The sequence below is a fragment of the Burkholderia semiarida genome, from assembly GCF_029268935.1.
Lineage (GTDB): Bacteria > Pseudomonadota > Gammaproteobacteria > Burkholderiales > Burkholderiaceae > Burkholderia > Burkholderia semiarida.
Genome location: NZ_JAHLCL010000001.1, coordinates 175,393 through 191,879 on the forward strand (window position 1 = coordinate 175,393; position 16,487 = coordinate 191,879).

General features: G+C 68.7%; 13 protein-coding genes. 7 read left to right on the plus strand and 6 right to left on the minus strand.

The window, feature by feature from the left end:
- The first annotated feature begins 3 nt into the window (after window positions 1-3).
- From KPB06_RS00845 to KPB06_RS00855, 3 genes are read left to right on the plus strand one after another with little or no spacing between them, the layout of a single operon-like run.
- Window positions 4-1,326, plus strand: a complete 1,323-nt coding sequence (locus KPB06_RS00845; protein WP_059581803.1) for an MFS transporter — start codon at window positions 4-6, stop codon at window positions 1,324-1,326.
- A gap of 39 nt (window positions 1,327-1,365) precedes the next feature.
- A complete protein-coding gene (locus KPB06_RS00850; protein WP_059581800.1) occupies window positions 1,366-2,520 on the plus strand; it encodes an acyl-CoA dehydrogenase family protein in 1,155 nt (384 codons plus the stop codon).
- A 38-nt stretch (window positions 2,521-2,558) separates the two neighbouring features.
- Window positions 2,559-3,497 (plus strand): alpha/beta hydrolase, encoded by a 939-nt coding sequence (locus tag KPB06_RS00855; RefSeq protein WP_059581796.1) that lies wholly within the window; start codon window positions 2,559-2,561, stop codon window positions 3,495-3,497.
- Window positions 3,498-3,555: 58 nt separating this feature from the next.
- Here KPB06_RS00855 and prpF read toward each other — a convergent pair whose 3' ends face one another.
- From prpF to prpB, 4 genes are all read right to left on the minus strand, one after another.
- Entirely contained in the window at window positions 3,556-4,746 is a 1,191-nt protein-coding gene (gene prpF, locus KPB06_RS00860) for a 2-methylaconitate cis-trans isomerase PrpF (protein ID WP_060011217.1), read from the minus strand.
- A 26-nt stretch (window positions 4,747-4,772) separates the two neighbouring features.
- On the minus strand, window positions 4,773-7,367 hold the full coding sequence (gene acnD / locus KPB06_RS00865; RefSeq protein ID WP_059581791.1) for a Fe/S-dependent 2-methylisocitrate dehydratase AcnD: 2,595 nt from the start codon (window positions 7,365-7,367) through the stop codon (window positions 4,773-4,775).
- Between the two features lie 82 nt (window positions 7,368-7,449).
- Complete coding sequence (gene prpC / locus KPB06_RS00870; RefSeq protein ID WP_059644323.1) at window positions 7,450-8,622, minus strand: bifunctional 2-methylcitrate synthase/citrate synthase; 1,173 nt, start codon at window positions 8,620-8,622, stop codon at window positions 7,450-7,452.
- A gap of 39 nt (window positions 8,623-8,661) precedes the next feature.
- Window positions 8,662-9,555 carry a methylisocitrate lyase gene (gene prpB, locus KPB06_RS00875; RefSeq protein ID WP_059581788.1) on the minus strand — a complete coding sequence of 298 codons (894 nt, stop codon included), beginning with the start codon at window positions 9,553-9,555 and terminating at the stop codon, window positions 8,662-8,664.
- A 170-nt stretch (window positions 9,556-9,725) separates the two neighbouring features.
- On the opposite strand from prpB, the gene prpR reads away from it, so the two are divergent.
- On the plus strand, window positions 9,726-11,708 hold the full coding sequence (prpR, locus tag KPB06_RS00880; RefSeq protein ID WP_059644326.1) for a propionate catabolism operon regulatory protein PrpR: 1,983 nt from the start codon (window positions 9,726-9,728) through the stop codon (window positions 11,706-11,708).
- A gap of 24 nt (window positions 11,709-11,732) precedes the next feature.
- Here prpR and KPB06_RS00885 read toward each other — a convergent pair whose 3' ends face one another.
- The gene (locus tag KPB06_RS00885) at window positions 11,733-12,386 is read right to left on the minus strand and encodes a CGNR zinc finger domain-containing protein (RefSeq protein ID WP_275905520.1); all 654 of its coding nucleotides are present in this window, start codon (window positions 12,384-12,386) and stop codon (window positions 11,733-11,735) included.
- A 251-nt stretch (window positions 12,387-12,637) separates the two neighbouring features.
- Here KPB06_RS00885 and KPB06_RS00890 point away from each other — a divergent pair, with 251 nt between their 5' ends.
- Window positions 12,638-13,021 (plus strand): VOC family protein, encoded by a 384-nt coding sequence (locus KPB06_RS00890; RefSeq protein WP_059581780.1) that lies wholly within the window; start codon window positions 12,638-12,640, stop codon window positions 13,019-13,021.
- Between the two features lie 224 nt (window positions 13,022-13,245).
- Here the strand turns inward: KPB06_RS00890 and KPB06_RS00895 are convergent, their stop codons facing one another.
- Window positions 13,246-14,094: an ureidoglycolate lyase gene (locus KPB06_RS00895; RefSeq protein ID WP_275905269.1), complete on the minus strand. Its 849-nt coding sequence runs from the start codon at window positions 14,092-14,094 to the stop codon at window positions 13,246-13,248.
- Between the two features lie 659 nt (window positions 14,095-14,753).
- On the opposite strand from KPB06_RS00895, the gene KPB06_RS00900 reads away from it, so the two are divergent.
- Both KPB06_RS00900 and KPB06_RS00905 read left to right on the plus strand, forming a co-directional pair.
- Complete coding sequence (locus tag KPB06_RS00900; protein ID WP_059581775.1) at window positions 14,754-15,575, plus strand: IclR family transcriptional regulator; 822 nt, start codon at window positions 14,754-14,756, stop codon at window positions 15,573-15,575.
- A 176-nt stretch (window positions 15,576-15,751) separates the two neighbouring features.
- Window positions 15,752-16,303 (plus strand): hypothetical protein, encoded by a 552-nt coding sequence (locus tag KPB06_RS00905; RefSeq protein ID WP_059581772.1) that lies wholly within the window; start codon window positions 15,752-15,754, stop codon window positions 16,301-16,303.
- Window positions 16,304-16,487 lie beyond the last annotated feature (184 nt).

Genomic DNA, 16,487 nt, shown 5'->3' on the forward strand with positions numbered 1-16,487 from the left:
CCCATGCCCCCGACCCTTTCGACCCGTCCGGCCGCCGTCGACGACGGCGCGACGCAGGCGCTCTACCGCCGGATCTCGCGCCGGCTGCTGCCGTTCCTGATCCTCTGCTACACGCTGTCGTTCATCGACCGGATCAACATCGGCTTCGCGCACGCACAGATGGCCGCCGACCTGCACTTCTCCGACGCCGTCTACGGGCTCGGCGCCGGCATCTTCTTCATCGGCTACATGGCGTTCGAGATTCCCAGCAACGCGTGGCTCGCGCGGATCGGCGCGCGCCGGACGATTGCCCGGATCATGGTGCTGTGGGGCCTCGGCTCGGCCGCGACGATGTTCGTCACGACGCCCGCGCAGTTCTACGCGTGCCGCTTCCTGCTGGGCGTGTTCGAGGCCGGTTTCTTCCCCGGCATCCTCTTCTATCTCGGCGCGTGGTATCCGCCGCGGCAGCGCGCCAAGGCGTTCGCGCTGTTCATGACCGCGCTGTATCTCGCGGGGCTGATCGCCGGCCCGGTGTCGGGCGCGATCCTGTCGTACTTCGACGGCGTGGCCGGCCTGAGCGGCTGGCAATGGCTGTTCGTCGTGGAAGGGTTGCCGAGCAGCGCGCTCGGCCTCGTCGCGCTGCGCTTTCTCGACGACCGACCGGACGACGCACACTGGTTGTCCGACGCCGACAAGGCCGCGCTGCGCGCCGCGCACGCGCGGGCCGAAGCCGGTACGCCGGACGCGAACGCGGCGCGGCCGTTGCTCGCGCATCGCGATTTCTGGCTGCTGTGCGCGGCCAATTTCGCGATCGCGGCCGCAGGCTACGCGCTCGTGTTCTGGATGCCCGTGATCCTGCATCGCGGCGGCCTCCATGGCGCGATGCAGATCGGGCTGCTGTCCGCGCTGCCGTACCTGTGCGGCATCGTCGGCATGCTCGCGATGGGCTGGCGCACCGAGCGCCGGCGCGAATGGCGCAAGCACGGCGCCGTCGCGATGCTCGCGTGCGCGGCGGCGCTCGCCGGCCTCGCGAGCAGCGCCGGCACGTTGCACCTGATGATCGCGCTGTGCATCGCGGTCGCCGCGCACGCCGCGGCGCTGCCCGCGTTCTGGGTGCTGCCGGGGCTCGCGCTGCCGAAGCGCTCGATGGCGGTCGCGATCGCGGCGATCACGATGACCGGCGCGATCGGCGGGTTCGCAAGCCCGTTCCTGATGGGCGTACTCAACACGGCCACCGGGTCGATGCGCGGCGGCCTCTATTTCAATGCCGCGCTGCTGGCGGCCGGCGCGCTCGCGTTGCTCGGCACGCTGCGCGCCCGTGCGGCGGCGTGCGCGAACGCCGGCTGACGGTGCGATTTCTTCCTCCTCTGTACGGACCCCACCCTCATGAATTTCGACCTTGAACTCGAACACCGGATGATCCGCGACCTCGTCGCGCGTTTCGTGAAGGACGAACTGATTCCGCTCGAAGCGGCGGTGATGGCGCGCGAGGCCGACGGCCAGCGCTTCGGGCTGCTCGCCGACGAGCGGGCGCATCTCGACGAGCGCTCCCGGCAACTCGGCCTGTGGGGACTCGACGCGCCGCTCGACGCGGGCGGCTCGGACCTGCCGGCCGTCGCGATGGTCGGCGTGAACGAGGCGATCGGCACGACCGTCACCCCGTACATCCTGCCGCCCGATTCGCCGAACCTGCGGATGCTGTGCGACGCGGCCGACGATGCGCAACGCGCGCGCTATCTCGAACCGTACGCACGCGGCGCCACGCGTGCCGCGATGGCGATCTCCGAGCCCGGCGCCGGCTCCGATCCGGGCGCGCTGTCGACGACCGCCGTGCGCGACGGCGACGGCTGGGTGCTGAACGGCCGGAAGATCTGGATCAGCCACGCGGCCGAAGCGGACTGGACGATCGTGATGGCGCTGACCGACCGCAGCAAGGGCAAGCGCGGCGGCATGTCGGCGTTCATCGTCGAGCGCGACACGCCGGGTTTCGTCATCGAGCGCCGGATCCCGATGATCGGCGGACTGTCGACCTACGAAATCGTGCTGGAAGACTGCCGCATTCCCGCCGCGCAACTGCTGGGCCGGGAAGGCGCCGGCTTCGCGCCGATGCAGGCCCGGCTCGCGAACCGGCGGCTGGAGATGGCCGCATGGTGCATCGGCCGCGCCGAACGCGCGGTCGCGCTCCTGTGCGACCATGCGAAACAGCGCACGACCTTCGGCGTGCCGCTCAAGGAGCGCCAGGCGGTCCAGTGGTGGGTCGCCGATGCGCTCACGCAGATCCACGCATGCCGCCTGATGACCTACGAAGCGGCCGCGCGCGTGGATGCCGGGCAGGATGCCCGCACGCAGATCTCGATGGTCAAGGTGTTCGCGACCGAAATGGCGTCGACCGTCATCGATCATGCGATGCAGACGCTCGGCGCGATGGGCATGACGAAGGAAATGCCGTTGCAGCAGATGGCCAGCGAAGCGCGGCTGATGCGCATCTTCGAAGGCCCGACCGAGGTGCACCGCTGGGTCGTCGCGCGCAGCGTGCTCTGACCGCGGTGCGCCGCCCACTTCCACGATGGAGCCCTGCGTTGAACACCCTGCATCTCGTCGATCCCGAAATCCGCCCGCTGCTCGAGACCTGGCCGACCGTCACGCTCGACGCCGACAACCTCGCGCAGTCGCGCCAGCGCGTACTGCCGCTGCCGCCGCCCGACCCGGCCGGCAGCACGCTCGAACGCCGCACGGTGCCCGGCCCCGCCGGCGCCCCGGACGTCCCGGTCCTCGTCTATCTGCCCGACGGCCACGTGCGCCCGCTGCCGGCGATCGTCCACCTGCACGGCGGCGGCTTCGTGCGCGGCGCGGCAAAGGAGCTCGAAGCGGTGCACCGGTCGCTCGTGACGCAGCTCGGCTGCGCGCTGATCTCGGTCGACTATCGGCTCGCGCCGGAAACCGTGTTTCCCGGCGCGATCGAGGACTGCTACGCGGCGCTCGCGTGGGTGTTCCGTCACGCCGATACGCTCGGCATCGACGCCACGCGGATCGGCGTGGCGGGCGAAAGCGCGGGCGGCGGGCTCGCCGCCGCGCTGGCGCTGCTGGCCCGCGACCGCGGCGAATTCCGGCTCGCGTTCCAGCACCTGATCTATCCGATGCTCGACGATCGCACCTGCACGCGCACGCCGCATCCGCATGCCGGCGAATTCATCTGGCATGCGGCCAACAACCGGTTCGGCTGGACCGCGCTGCTCGGCCACGCGCCGGGCATCGATGGCGTGTCGCCGTACGCGGCGGCCGCGCGCGCCACGCGGCTCGACGGCCTGCCGCCCACCTTCCTGTCGGTCGGCTCGCTCGACCTGTTCCTCGACGAAAACCTCGACTATGCGCAGCGCCTGCTCCGCGCGGGCGTGCCGACCGAACTGCACGTGCTGCCCGGCGGCGTACACGGATTCGACATCGTGCCCGGCGCGCGGATCTCGGAAACGGCGCGCCGCCTGAGCCACGACGCGCTGCGCCGCTTCCTGCACGGCTGACCCAGACGACGCGGGCGGCCGAAGCCGCCCGCATCCGCGCCGATCCCGACGGCAACGATCAGAACGCATCCCCCGGCACGCGCGCCCAGCCTTCCATCAGCACGCGCGCGCTGCGGCTCATGATCGCTTTCGTGACGGTCCACTCCCCGTTCTCGAACCGCGCTTCCGCGCCGACCCGCAGCGTGCCCGACGGATGGCCGAAGCGCACCGCGTTGCGTTCGCCGCCACCCGCCGCGAGATTGACGAGCGTGCCGGGAATCGCCGCGGCCGTGCCGATCGCGACCGCCGCCGTGCCCATCATCGCGTGATGCAGCTTGCCCATCGACATCGCGCGCACCAGGAGGTCGACATCGCCTGCGTTCACGCGCTTGCCGCTCGACGCGACGTAATCGGCCGGCTTCGCGACGAACGCGACCTTCGGCGTGTGCTGCCGCGTCGCGATTTCGTCGAGCGTGTCGATCAGGCCCATCCGCAACGCGCCGTGTGCACGGATCGTCTCGAACTTCTCGAGCGCCTTCGCGTCGCCGTTGATCGCGTCCTGCAACTCGGTGCCCGTATAGCCGATCGCTTCCGCCTCGACGAAGATCGTCGGAATCCCGGCATTGATCATCGTCGCCTTCAGCGTGCCGACGCCCGGCACCGCGAGATCGTCGACGAGGTTGCCGGTCGGGAACATCGAGCCGCCCGCGCCTTCTTCCTCGGCGGCCGGGTCCATGAACTCGAGCTGCACTTCGGCGGCCGGGAACGTGACGCCGTCCAGCTCGAAGTCGCCCGTCTCCTGCACCGCGCCGTTCACGATCGGCACGTGCGCGACGATCGTCTTGCCGATGTTCGCCTGCCAGATCCGCACGGTCGCGACGCCGTCGCGCGGCACGCGCGCCGGGTCGACCAGCCCGCCGGCGATCGCAAACGGGCCGACCGCCGCCGACAGGTTGCCGCAGTTGCCGGTCCAGTCGACGAATGCCTTGTCGATCGCGACCTGCCCGAACAGGTAGTCGACGTCATGACCGGGCCGCGTGCTCTTCGACACGATCACCGTCTTGCTGGTGGACGACGTCGCGCCGCCCATCCCGTCGATCTGCTTGCCGTACGGATCGGGGCTACCGATCACGCGCAGCAGTAGCGCGTCGCGCGCGGCGCCCGGCGCCTGCGCGGCATCCGGCAAATCCTGCAGCCGGAAGAACACGCCCTTGCTGGTGCCGCCGCGCATATAGGTCGCGGGAATCCTGATTTGAGGAATGTGAGCCATGTTTGCGTTATCCCTGTGTGCGCCGGTCAGGCGGCCTGCGACGATTCGAGGAAGTCCTGCGCGAAACGCTGCAGCACGCCGCCCGCTTCGTAGATCGACACTTCCTCGGCCGTATCGAGCCGGCACGTCATCGGCACCTCGACGCGCTCGCCGTTCCTGCGGTGAATCACGAGCGTCAGGTCGGCGCGCGGCGTGCGCTCGCCGATCACGTCGAAGGTCTCGGTGCCGTCGATGCCGAGCGTCGTCCGGTTGGTGCCCGGCTTGAACTCGAGCGGCAGCACGCCCATCCCGATCAGGTTCGTGCGGTGGATCCGCTCGAAGCCTTCGGCGGCGATCGCCTCGACGCCCGCGAGCCGCACGCCCTTCGCGGCCCAGTCGCGCGACGAGCCCTGGCCGTAGTCGGCGCCGGCGATCACGATCAGCGGCTGCTTGCGATTCATGTACGTCTCGATCGCTTCCCACATCCGCATGACCTTGCCGTCCGGCTCGACGCGCGCGAGCGAGCCCTTCTTCACCACGCCGTCGACCACCGCCATCTCGTTGACGAGCGTCGGGTTCGCGAAGGTCGCGCGCTGCGCGGTCAGGTGGTCGCCGCGGTGCGTCGCGTACGAGTTGAAGTCTTCTTCCGGCAAGCCCATCTTCGCGAGGTATTCGCCGGCCGCGCTGTCCGGCAGGATCGCGTTCGACGGCGACAGGTGGTCGGTCGTGATGTTGTCGCCGAGCACCGCGAGCGCCCGCATGCCCTTCAGCGTGCGCTCGCCGGCAAGCGCGCCTTCCCAGTACGGCGGGCGGCGGATGTACGTGCTCTGCGCGCGCCAGTCGTACAGCGGCGCCGCGCGCTCGCCGGCGTCGGCGCTGCGCGCGAACATCGGCTCGTAGACCTTGCGGAACTGCTCGGGCTTCACGCTCGACGCGACGATCGCATCGATCTCCTCGTCGGTGGGCCAGATGTCCTTCAGCGTGACGGGGTGGCCGTCCCGGTCGTGGCCGAGCACGTCCTTCTCGATGTCGAAGCGGATCGTGCCGGCGATCGCGTACGCGACGACGAGCGGCGGCGACGCGAGGAACGCCTGCTTCGCATACGGGTGGATACGGCCGTCGAAGTTGCGGTTGCCGGACAGCACGGCGGTCGCGTAAAGATCGCGATCGACGATCTCCTGCTGGATCTTCGGATCGAGCGCGCCCGACATCCCGTTGCAGGTCGTGCACGCGAACGCGACGATGCCGAAGCCGAGCTTTTCGAGTTCCGGCAGCAGGTTCGCTTCCCGCAGATACAGCTCGACCGCCTTCGACCCGGGCGCGAGTGAGCTCTTGACCCACGGCTTGCGCGTGAGGCCCTTCGCGTTCGCATTGCGCGCGAGCAAGGCCGCCGCGATCACGTTGCGCGGGTTGCTGGTGTTCGTGCAGCTCGTGATCGCGGCGATGATCACCGCGCCGTCGGGCATCTCGCCCGGCTTCTCTTCCCACTGGCCGGCAATGCCGCGCGCGGCGAGATCGGAGGTCGGCAGCCGCTTGTGCGGGTTCGACGGGCCGGCCATGTTGCGCACGACGCTCGACAGGTCGAACGTCAGCGTGCGCTCGTATTGCGCGTTCGCGAGCGTATCGGCCCACAGGCCGGCCGCCTTCGCATACGTCTCGACGAGCTTCACCTGCTCGTCGCTGCGGCCCGTGAGGCGCAGGTAGTCGATCGTCTGGCCGTCGATGAAGAACATCGCGGCCGTCGCGCCGTATTCGGGCGCCATGTTGGAGATCGTCGCGCGATCGCCGAGCGTGAGGCTCGCGGCGCCTTCGCCGCGGAATTCCAGATACGCGCCGACCACCTTCTCCTTGCGCAGGAACTCGGTCAGCGCGAGCACGACGTCGGTCGCGGTGATGCCGGGCTGGCGCTTGCCGGTCAGCTCGACGCCGACGATGTCGGGCAGCCGCATCCACGACGCGCGGCCGAGCATCACGTTCTCGGCCTCCAGCCCGCCGACGCCGATCGCGATCACGCCGAGCGCATCGACGTGCGGCGTGTGGCTGTCGGTGCCGACGCAGGTGTCCGGGTACGCGACGCCGTCCTGCGCCTGGATCACCGGCGACATCTTCTCGAGGTTGATCTGATGCATGATGCCGTTGCCGGGCGGGATCACGTCGACGTTCTCGAACGCCTTCTTCGTCCACTCGATGAAGTGGAAGCGATCCTCGTTGCGACGATCCTCGATCGCACGGTTCTTCGCGAACGCGTCCGGATCGAAGCCGCCGCATTCGACGGCGAGCGAGTGGTCGACGATCAGTTGCACGGGCACGACCGGGTTCACCTTCGCCGGATCGCCGCCGCCGTCCGCGATCGCGTCGCGCAGGCCGGCGAGATCGACGAGCGCGGTCTGCCCGAGGATGTCGTGACACACCACGCGCGCCGGAAACCACGGGAAATCGCGTTCGCGCTTGCGCTCGACGATCTGCTTCAGCGAATCGGCGAGGATCGCCGGATCGCAGCGGCGCACGAGGTTTTCGGCGAGCACGCGCGACGTGTACGGCAGCGTGTCGTACGCGCCGGGCGCGATCGCATCGACCGCGGCACGCGCGTCGAAATAGTCCAGCGACGTGCCGGGCAGGGGTTTGCGGTTGGCGGTATTCATGATGTGGGGCGGAATTCGGGGAATGACGCGCCGCACGCGCGGGCCGCCCGCATCACGGGCGCCGGCGCGCGCGGCGGGCGTTTCAGCGCTTCTCGATCGGCACGAACTGCAGGTCTTCCGGGCCCGTGTAGTTCGCGCTCGGGCGGATGATCTTGTTGTCGATGCGCTGCTCGATGATGTGCGCGCTCCAGCCCGACGTGCGCGAGATCACGAACAGCGGCGTGAACATCGCGGTCGGCACGCCCATCATGTGATACGACACCGCGCTGAACCAGTCGAGGTTCGGGAACATCTTCTTCGCGTCCCACATCACCGATTCGAGGCGCTCGGCGATGTCGTACAGCTTCAGGTCACCGGCTTCCTTCGACAGCTTGTGCGCGACGCCCTTGATCACCTTGTTGCGCGGATCGGAGATCGTGTAGACGGGGTGGCCGAAGCCGATCACGACTTCCTTGTTCTCGACGCGGCGGCGGATGTCGGCTTCGGCGTCGTCCGGCGAGCTGTAGCGGCTCTGGATCTCGTACGCGACTTCGTTCGCGCCGCCGTGCTTCGGCCCGCGCAGCGCGCCGATCGCGCCGGTGATCGCCGAGTAGATGTCCGATCCCGTGCCCGCGATCACGCGGCCCGTGAACGTCGACGCGTTGAATTCGTGCTCCGCGTACAGGATCAGCGACGTGTGCATCGCCTCGACCCACGACTTCGACGGCGCCTTGCCGTGCAGCAGGTGCAGGAAGTGGCCGCCGATCGAGTCGTCGTCGGTTTCCGTCTCGATGCGCTTGCCGTTGTGCGAGAAGTGATACCAGTACAGCAGCATCGAGCCGAGCGACGCCATCAGGCGATCGGCGATGTCGCGCGCGCCCGGCAGGTTGTGGTCGTCCTTCTCCGGCAGCACGGTGCCGAGCACCGATACGCCGGTGCGCATCACGTCCATCGGGTGAGCCGACGCCGGGATCTGTTCGAGCGCGGCCTTCAGTGCGCTCGGCAAGCCGCGCAGCGCGCGCAGCTTGGTCTTGTACGCGGCCAGTTCGGTCAAATTCGGCAGCGTGCCGTGCACGAGCAGGTGCGCGATTTCCTCGAATTCGCACGATTCGGCGACGTCGAGAATGTCGTAGCCGCGGTAGTGCAGATCGTTGCCGGTCTTGCCGACCGTGCACAGCGCGGTGTTGCCGGCCGTCACGCCCGACAGCGCCACCGACTTCTTCGGCTTGAATGCGCCTGCGGCGGCCGGTGCTGCTGCGTCTTTCGTCTCGCTCATGTTTTCCTTCTCCAATGGGTATCGGGGGTGCGGGCCGCGTTACTTCCTGCCCTGCGCGAACAGTTCGTCGAGCTTGCGTTCGTATTCGTGATAGCCGAGGAAGTCGTACAGCTCGGCGCGCGTCTGCATCGTCGGCACGACCGCCTTCTGCGTGCCGTCGCGGCGCAGCGTTTCGTAGAAGTTCAGCGCGGCCTTGTTCATCGCGCGATACGCGCCGCAGCAGTACAGCGCGATGTCGACGTTCGCCTCGCGCAGCTCGTCCAGCGTGAACAGCGGCGTCGAGCCGAATTCGGTCAGGTTCGCGAGGATCGGCACCTTCACCGCGGCCTTGAAACGGCGGTAGTCGTCGAGCGTCTTCATCGCTTCCGGGAAGATCATGTCCGCGCCGGCCTCGACGTACGCGACCGCGCGCTCGATCGCCGAGTCGATCCCTTCCGCGGCGGCCGCGTCGGTGCGCGCCATGATCACGAACTGGTCGTCGGTACGCGCATCGACCGCGGCCTTCACGCGATCGACCATCTCCTCGGTCGGCACGACTTCCTTGCCCGGGCGATGGCCGCAACGCTTCTGGCCGACCTGGTCCTCGAGGTGCACGGCCGCGACGCCGGCGTTGATGAACGAGCGGACCGTGCGCGCGATGTTGAACGCGCCGCCCCAGCCCGTGTCGATGTCGACCAGCAGCGGCAGGTCGGTCGCGTTGGTGATCCGGGTCGCGTCGATCAGCACGTCTTCCATCGTGCTGATGCCGAGGTCGGGGATGCCGAGCGAGTTCGCGGCGACGCCGCCGCCCGACAGGTACACGGCCTTGAAGCCGACGGCCTGCGCCATCTTGGCCGCGTACGCGGTGATCGCGCCGACCACCTGCAGCGGCTGCTCGGCCGCGACTGCCGCGCGGAACTTCGCGCCGGCGCTCTGAAGATGCGTATTGCTCATGAACGGCCTCCTGATGGAATGCCAGATAACAGCAAGGACCGGGCCAGCTTGCGGAATGTCGCTAACCCACTGATTCTTAAGCAACCGCCGAGGGCGGTGCATCGGCCGTCGATTTCAATTCGGCAATTTGATGTTTCAAAAATGAAATCACGCGCGCATAATCGGCCGTCATGGACCTCTCTTCGACCAAGCCCGTCGGCCCGGCCGACCGCACGGTGCGCCCGCGCATCTGGGCGATGGGCATCAGCCGGCTGCGCGAGCTGTTTCGCGAGATCGCCGGCGAATTCGACGAACGCGCCGACGTGCGCATCGTCACGCGTGCCTATGAAGATGCGCTGAGCGCGATCGCGGAAGCCGGCACCGCGCGGCCCGACGTGATCGTCGCGGCCGGCTCGAACGGCGGCTTCCTGAAAACGCGCGCGCAGGTGCCGGTGGTGGTCGTGTCGCCGACCGGCTTCGACGTGATGCAGGCGCTCGCCCGCGCGCGGCGCGACGCCGCGCGGATCGCGCTCGTCAGCGCCGGCGAAACGCCACCCGAAGTGCGCCGCTTCGTCGCCGCATACGGCCTCGACGTGCAGTTTGCGTCATATCAGTCCGCGCAGGAAGCGGAAGCCTGCGTGCACGACCTGCGCGACCGCGGCATCGAGACGATCGTCGGCCCCGGCCTCGTCACCGATCTCGCGGCCAGCGCCGGCATGGGCGCGGTGTTCCTGTATTCGCATGCGTCGGTGCGCAAGGCCGTCGAGACGGCGCTCGAGGTCGCGTACGCGACACACGCCGAGGCATTCCGCCGCCAGCGGCTCGATACGCTGCTGCAGCATCTGCGCGACGGCGTGGTCGCGCTCGACGCGCACGGCCGCGTCGAGGCGATCAACGAGCGGCTCGCGTCGGCGCTCGGGGTCGAACCGGCGGCGGCCGTCGGCCGCGCGCTCGTCGACCTGCGGCCCGAGCTGCGCACGCTGCGCGGCGAGGACGGCGACGCGCTCGCGACCGTGCGCGGCGTGCGCTACGTCGTGCATCGCGGGCCGCTCGTCGATCGCGGCGTCACGTCGGGCAGCGTGCTGACGTTCCAGGAATCGCGCGCGGTCGAACGGCTCGATCGCGCGTTGCGCTCGCAACCGACCACGCAGCAGTTCGCCGCACGCTATGCGCTCGACGACGTGGTCGGCGCCTCGGCGCCGATGACGCGCGTGCGCGACCTCGTGCGCCGCTACGCGAAATCCGACGCGACCGTGCTCGTGCTCGGCGAAAGCGGCACCGGCAAGGAAATGATCGCGCAGAGCCTGCATGCGCTGTCCGCGCGGCGCAGCTACCCGTTCGTCGCGGTCAACTGCGGCGCGTTTCCGGAAGCGCTGCTCGAGAGCGAGCTGTTCGGCTATGAGGAGGGCGCGTTCACCGGCGCGCGGCGCGGCGGCAAGACCGGCCTGTTCGAGGCCGCGCACCGCGGCACGCTGTTTCTCGACGAGATCGGCGAGATGCCGCCGTCGTTGCAGAGCCGGCTGCTGCGCGTGCTGCAGGAGCGCGAGGTGATCCGCCTCGGCTCGACCGAGCCGATCCGCATCGACGTGCGCGTGATCGCCGCGACGCATCGGCCGCTGCTCGCGGCCGTCGAGGCCGGCACGTTCCGCGCGGATCTCTATTACCGGCTCAACATCCTGAACATCGGCCTGCCGCCGCTGCGCGAGCGCGCGGCCGACATTCCCGCGCTCGCGGCGACGCTGCTCGTGCAGGCCGCGCGGCGCGAGCCGCGTCTCGCCGAACGCGTGCGCGACACCGACGACGCGCTGCGCGTGCTCGACGCGACGCAGGCGACGCTCGCGCGCTACCGCTGGCCGGGCAACGTGCGCGAACTGCAGAACGTGGTCGAGCGGATCGCGGTCGAGCTGGCCGAGGAAGTCGACGAAAGCGATCCGGCTGCCCCGTGCGCGGCGCTCGCACCCGGCGCGCTGCAAGTGATCGCGCCCGAGCTGTTCGCCGCGCGGCCCGATGCGGCCGACGCCGACGACGCGCAAACCCTGCAAGCGCGCCGTCGTCGAGCGGAAGCCGACGAGATCCGCGCGGTGCTCGACGCGTGCGGCGGCGACCGCGACCGCGCCTGCGCGATGCTCGGCATCAGCAAGACGACGCTGTGGCGCAAGTTGTCGGCGAAATAGGTGCGGGCGGCGCCGGCCGCGCCGTCATTCGGCCTTGTGGTAGTGGCGATACGCCTTCGCGCGATTGCCGCACGACGACATCGAGCACCAGCGGCGGCTGCCGTTCTTGCTGTCGTCGATGAAGAGCCACTGGCATGCATCGTTCGCGCAGCGCTTGACCTTCGCGAGCCGCGCGCCGCCGAGCAGGTCGATCGCCGACCACAGCACCGGGCTCAACAACCCCGCGAGCGTCGCGCTCGACGCATCGATCCGCCACGCATAGCGGCCATCGACGCGCGCCAGCGCAACGCGCGGCGACGCTTGCGCCAGAAAGCCGCCGAGCAGCGCGAGATCGTCGGGCTGCGGCTCGCGTTGCTCCGCCTGTGCAAGAAACAGCCGGTACAGCGCCTCGCGCAATGCGAGCGCCCGCGCAAGCATCGGCGGCGCGTCGCTCTTGTCTTGCTCCTTGTCGGGCACGCGGCATGCGTCGGTCAGGCAGGCCGGCACGCCGGCCTGCTCGCGGCACCACACCAGGAGGTCGTCCACCGTGGCGAAGGTTTCCGTCGGCGGATCGCTGCCGCGCCAGTACAGCGTGTTCGCGAAATCGACGCTCAGCGTATCGGGCGGCGCCGGGACCAGGCAGTCGGTCGTGACGGAAGGTTGCATTTTGTTCATGACGCGATCGTATCTAACCACCATGCCGGTTGACAAGCGCTCGAGCGATTTCTAACATAACCGGCATGATGGTTAAAAACAGGTTGATTGCACTGACGCCCCTTCAATTCAAGGAGACACAGATGATCGATTGCCTTTCGTTCGACGTTATCCACACCGCGGCCGGCCGCGCGTACGACGACAGCACGCTCGGCGCGCTTCGCTACAAGCGGCTGGCATGGTGCCTTTGAGCAGGTCTGCCGCACTGACGTCCCCTTCCGTTCAAGGAGCCACAGATGATCGATCACCTTTCATTCGGCGTTGCCCACGTCGACCGCAGCCGCACCTTCTACGACAACGCGCTCGGCGCACTCGGCTACAAGCGTCTGTATAGCGACGACAGCGCCATCGGGTACGGCGCGACCGAGCCCGAGCTGTGGTTGCAGCACGCGGCTCGCCCTGTCGCCGCCGATCCCGAGTCGGGGATGCACCTGTCGTTCAAGGCCGCGTCGCCGGCCGAGGTCGATGCGTTCTACCGCGCCGCGCTCGAGCACGGTGGCAAGGACAACGGCGGGCCCGGCAAGCGCGAGCACTACGGCCCCGGCTATTACGCGGCGTTCGTCGTCGATCCCGACGGATATCGGCTCGAAGCGCATTGCGAGCTGGACAACGTCGTTTGATCCGCTTCGTGCGGACGCCGACGAGCGACAACGGCCCGATTCCGCATCGCGCGGAATCGGGCCGTTGGTTTAGGGCCTGTTCACGCTAATAACGGGCGTGCGCTGGCTGCATCGTCGTTCGGTTCGCGGCCGCCACCGACGGCGGCTGGGCCGACATGTCGAAGCGCGTGACCGGCACGCGCGGACGGGTTGCGCCCTCCGGCCAGCGCCCGCCGCGCACGCGCTTATTGCGCGTTGCGTGTGCGCTGCAACTGTTCGCCGAGCCCTTCGATCCCGAGGCGCACCGCCTGCCCGGCCTTCAGGAACACCGGCGACGGCTTGACGCCCATGCCGACGCCCGGCGGCGTACCGGTCGTGATCACGTCGCCCGGCAGCAGTGTCATGCACGCCGACAGATAGGCGACCAGTTGCGCGACGGTGAATACCATCGTGCGCGTGTTGCCGTTCTGATAACGATGGCCGTCGACTTCGAGCCACAGGTCGAGACGCTGCGGATCGGGCACTTCGTCGCGCGTGACGAGCCACGGGCCGATCGGGCCGAACGTGTCGAAGCCCTTGCCCTTGTCCCACTGGCCGCCGCGTTCGATCTGCCATTCGCGCTCGGACACGTCGTTGACGACGCAGTAGCCCGCGACGTAATCGAGCGCGCGCGCTTCGTCGACGTCCTTGCATGTCGCGCCGATCACGACGCCGAGTTCGACTTCCCAGTCGGTCTTCACCGAGCCCTTCGGGATATCGATGCCGTCGTTCGGGCCGCAGATCGAACTCGTCCATTTGCCGAACACGACCGGCTCATTCGGCACCGGCATGCCGGCTTCGGCCGCGTGATCGGCATAGTTCAGGCCGATGCCGATGAACTTGCCGATGCGCCCGACGCACGCGCCGATGCGCGGCTCGCCGGACACGAGCGGCAGGGTGGCCGGATCGATCGCGCGCAGCCTCGCGAGGCCGGCGTCGGACAGCACGTCGCCGGCAAGATCCGGTACATGTGCGGACAGGTCGCGAATCCGGCCGGCCGCGTCGAGGAGGCCGGGCTTTTCCTGGCCGGACGGGCCATAGCGAAGCAGTTTCATCGTGCTTAACCTCTGTTGTCGAATGAGACAGCATACCGGCCAGCGCGGCCTTCCGCAGCCGCGCACCGGACTGATGGTCGATCGTCGATTGCGCGCGTCGGCGCCGCATGCGGCATGCCGTCGACGCGCGGGGGTCGCGCGGGCGCAGCGATCGCGGCGCCATACGCAAGGACGGCGCGCATCGAACGGGCAGCCGCCGGTCCGTGCATCGGCGACGACGGCCCGGCACTTGCGACGCACGCCGCCCCATGCGGCCGGCTGCATGCGCGGCCGCGCCGTCGCCGGCCCGCAACCCTTTGTACCATCGGCCGCGCGCCGTGAAATGACGCGCGACGGATACCGACTATTGGTGCACCCGCAGACGCTGCGACGCAGCACGCGCTGCACCGGCGTCGGTGGCTCGGCCGCCATTCGCAATGGCGCCGGCCATCGGTGCGTGAATACTGGCTATTCGGGGTGCCCTGTCATCGGAAACGTTTGCCCATCCGTTCTTTTCCGGTAATGATCAGTAAAAAGACGCTGCATTGCACACTGTATGTTTATTGCTAAGCTCGTACGGATGGCTTTCATCGCCATCCGCGGGGCCGCCCTCTACACGTGCAGAACCGGCCAGCGTGCGTCGCCAATCGATCGAGTAATCCCCCAACCTCACACCGACAATGCAGACAACCAACGACCCGCTTCCCGGCTGCGACGCACGGGAATCGATGGCCGCTATCGAACGCTATCGCGCCCCCGCGCTCGACAAGGGCCTCGACATTCTCGAACTCCTGTCCGAGCAGAAGGAAGGACTCACCCGCACCGAAATCACGAAGGAGCTCGGCCGTAACGCGAGCGAAATCTACCGGATGCTCGAACGCCTCGTCGCGCGCCGCTACGTGATGCGTTCGACCGGCGGCGATCGCTACACGCTCAGCCTCAAGCTGTTCGCGCTTGCACACCGGCATCCGCCGATGAACCGGCTGATCGCCGAGGCGCTGCCGCCGATGCAGCGCTTCGCCGATGCCGCGGAGCAGTCGTGCCACCTGTCCGTCTACGATCGCGGCAACCTGCTCGTGATCGCCCAGGTGGACGGGCCCGGGCCGTGGGGCGTGTCGGTCCGGCTCGGCTCGCGCGTCGGGCTCGCCGATACGGCGTCGGGGCGCATGATGCTGGCGTTCCAGGGCGCCGAGCAACGCGCGCACATGCTGGCCGAGCACCGCAAGGTCAAGGGCGAGGCGCCGCTGAACGAACAGGAGCTCGCGACTGCGTGCCAGTCGATCCGGCAGTCCGGCTATCTGCGCCAGGACAGCCGCCAGGCGTACGGCGTGACCGACCTGACCGTGCCGATCCTCGGGCCGGCCGGCCATGCAATCGCGGTGCTGACCTGCCCGTACATGCGCCGGATCGATGCGCACATGGCGCCGTCCGTCGACGTGGTCGTCGGCGCACTGCGCGACACGGCCGCCCATCTGTCGATGTGCCGCACCGAGACCTGCTGACGCGCGGGATAGCCGGCCACGCGCACCGGGCAACGCGAAGCGGCGCCGGCTCCGGTTGCGCGCGGCGCCCGTGCGGTGGCCGATGCGCGATGTCGCATCGGGCGCCCGCGGCGCTACGCTAGAATAGCGGCCCTCTCAAAAACTACGGCGGCCGGTTGTCGCGGCCGTCGTGTCCGATGGATGTCATGGCCAAACTTCTGAACGATCAAGAATTCCAGCGTTTCTCCGAACTTCAGCAGAAGCAGGCAAGCTTCACGATCACGCCCGAGGAAGCGGACGAGCTGCGCGATATCGTCGCGCGCGCACAGAAGAAGCGCGACGATCGCGCCGCCGCGATGCAGGCGATCGAGAACTACATCGAGCAGTTCGACATCACGCCTGACGAACTCTTCTCGCCCGAGCAGATCGGCGACGCGGCCCGCACCTACGGGCTCATCACGGCGACCAAGAAGGAACGCACGCTGCCGCCGTCGATCACGTTCAACGGCAAGCCGTACCAGTGGACCAAGACACTTCCGGACGACGTGCGCGGCGCACTCTTCGATGCGTTCACGTCCGGCGAATCGGTCAAGCGCTTCATCGCGATGCCGAAAGACACCGCGCGCTGTGCGCTGACGATCGCCCGCCTCGAGCGCGAAACCGGCGCCGTCTATGCCGATCCGCACCTCGAGGAACTCGCGATTTCGCGCGATCAGGTGAACGACGCGGCGTCGAAACTCACTGCGTGAATGTCATCGCGGGCACGCTTCCTGCGTGCCTGCACCCGCGCGTGACGCCGGCATTGGCCGGCGCCGCGCCCGCGGGAGCCGTGCATTCGCATGCTCCCGAAAAAGCTCACCTCGGCATCCTGCAAGCCCTCACCACCGCCTCCCGGAAAACCTCACCCAAGGCGCCCCGAGACGCTGACTGACA

Bases quoted from the DNA above. Each gene is read 5' to 3' on its own strand.
- prpF (WP_060011217.1), bottom strand. From the start codon at position 4,746: ATGGCTCACATTCCTCAAATCAGGATTCCCGCGACCTATATGCGCGGC.
- KPB06_RS00895 (WP_275905269.1), bottom strand. From the start codon at position 14,094: ATGAAACTGCTTCGCTATGGCCCGTCCGGCCAGGAAAAGCCCGGCCTC.
- KPB06_RS00890 (WP_059581780.1), top strand. From the start codon at position 12,638: ATGATCGATCACCTTTCATTCGGCGTTGCCCACGTCGACCGCAGCCGC.
- prpB (WP_059581788.1), bottom strand. From the start codon at position 9,555: ATGAGCAATACGCATCTTCAGAGCGCCGGCGCGAAGTTCCGCGCGGCA.
- KPB06_RS00900 (WP_059581775.1), top strand. From the start codon at position 14,754: ATGCAGACAACCAACGACCCGCTTCCCGGCTGCGACGCACGGGAATCG.
- prpR (WP_059644326.1), top strand. From the start codon at position 9,726: ATGGACCTCTCTTCGACCAAGCCCGTCGGCCCGGCCGACCGCACGGTG.
- KPB06_RS00885 (WP_275905520.1), bottom strand. From the start codon at position 12,386: ATGGTGGTTAGATACGATCGCGTCATGAACAAAATGCAACCTTCCGTC.
- prpC (WP_059644323.1), bottom strand. From the start codon at position 8,622: ATGAGCGAGACGAAAGACGCAGCAGCACCGGCCGCCGCAGGCGCATTC.
- acnD (WP_059581791.1), bottom strand. From the start codon at position 7,367: ATGAATACCGCCAACCGCAAACCCCTGCCCGGCACGTCGCTGGACTAT.
- KPB06_RS00850 (WP_059581800.1), top strand. From the start codon at position 1,366: ATGAATTTCGACCTTGAACTCGAACACCGGATGATCCGCGACCTCGTC.
- KPB06_RS00905 (WP_059581772.1), top strand. From the start codon at position 15,752: ATGGATGTCATGGCCAAACTTCTGAACGATCAAGAATTCCAGCGTTTC.
- KPB06_RS00845 (WP_059581803.1), top strand. From the start codon at position 4: ATGCCCCCGACCCTTTCGACCCGTCCGGCCGCCGTCGACGACGGCGCG.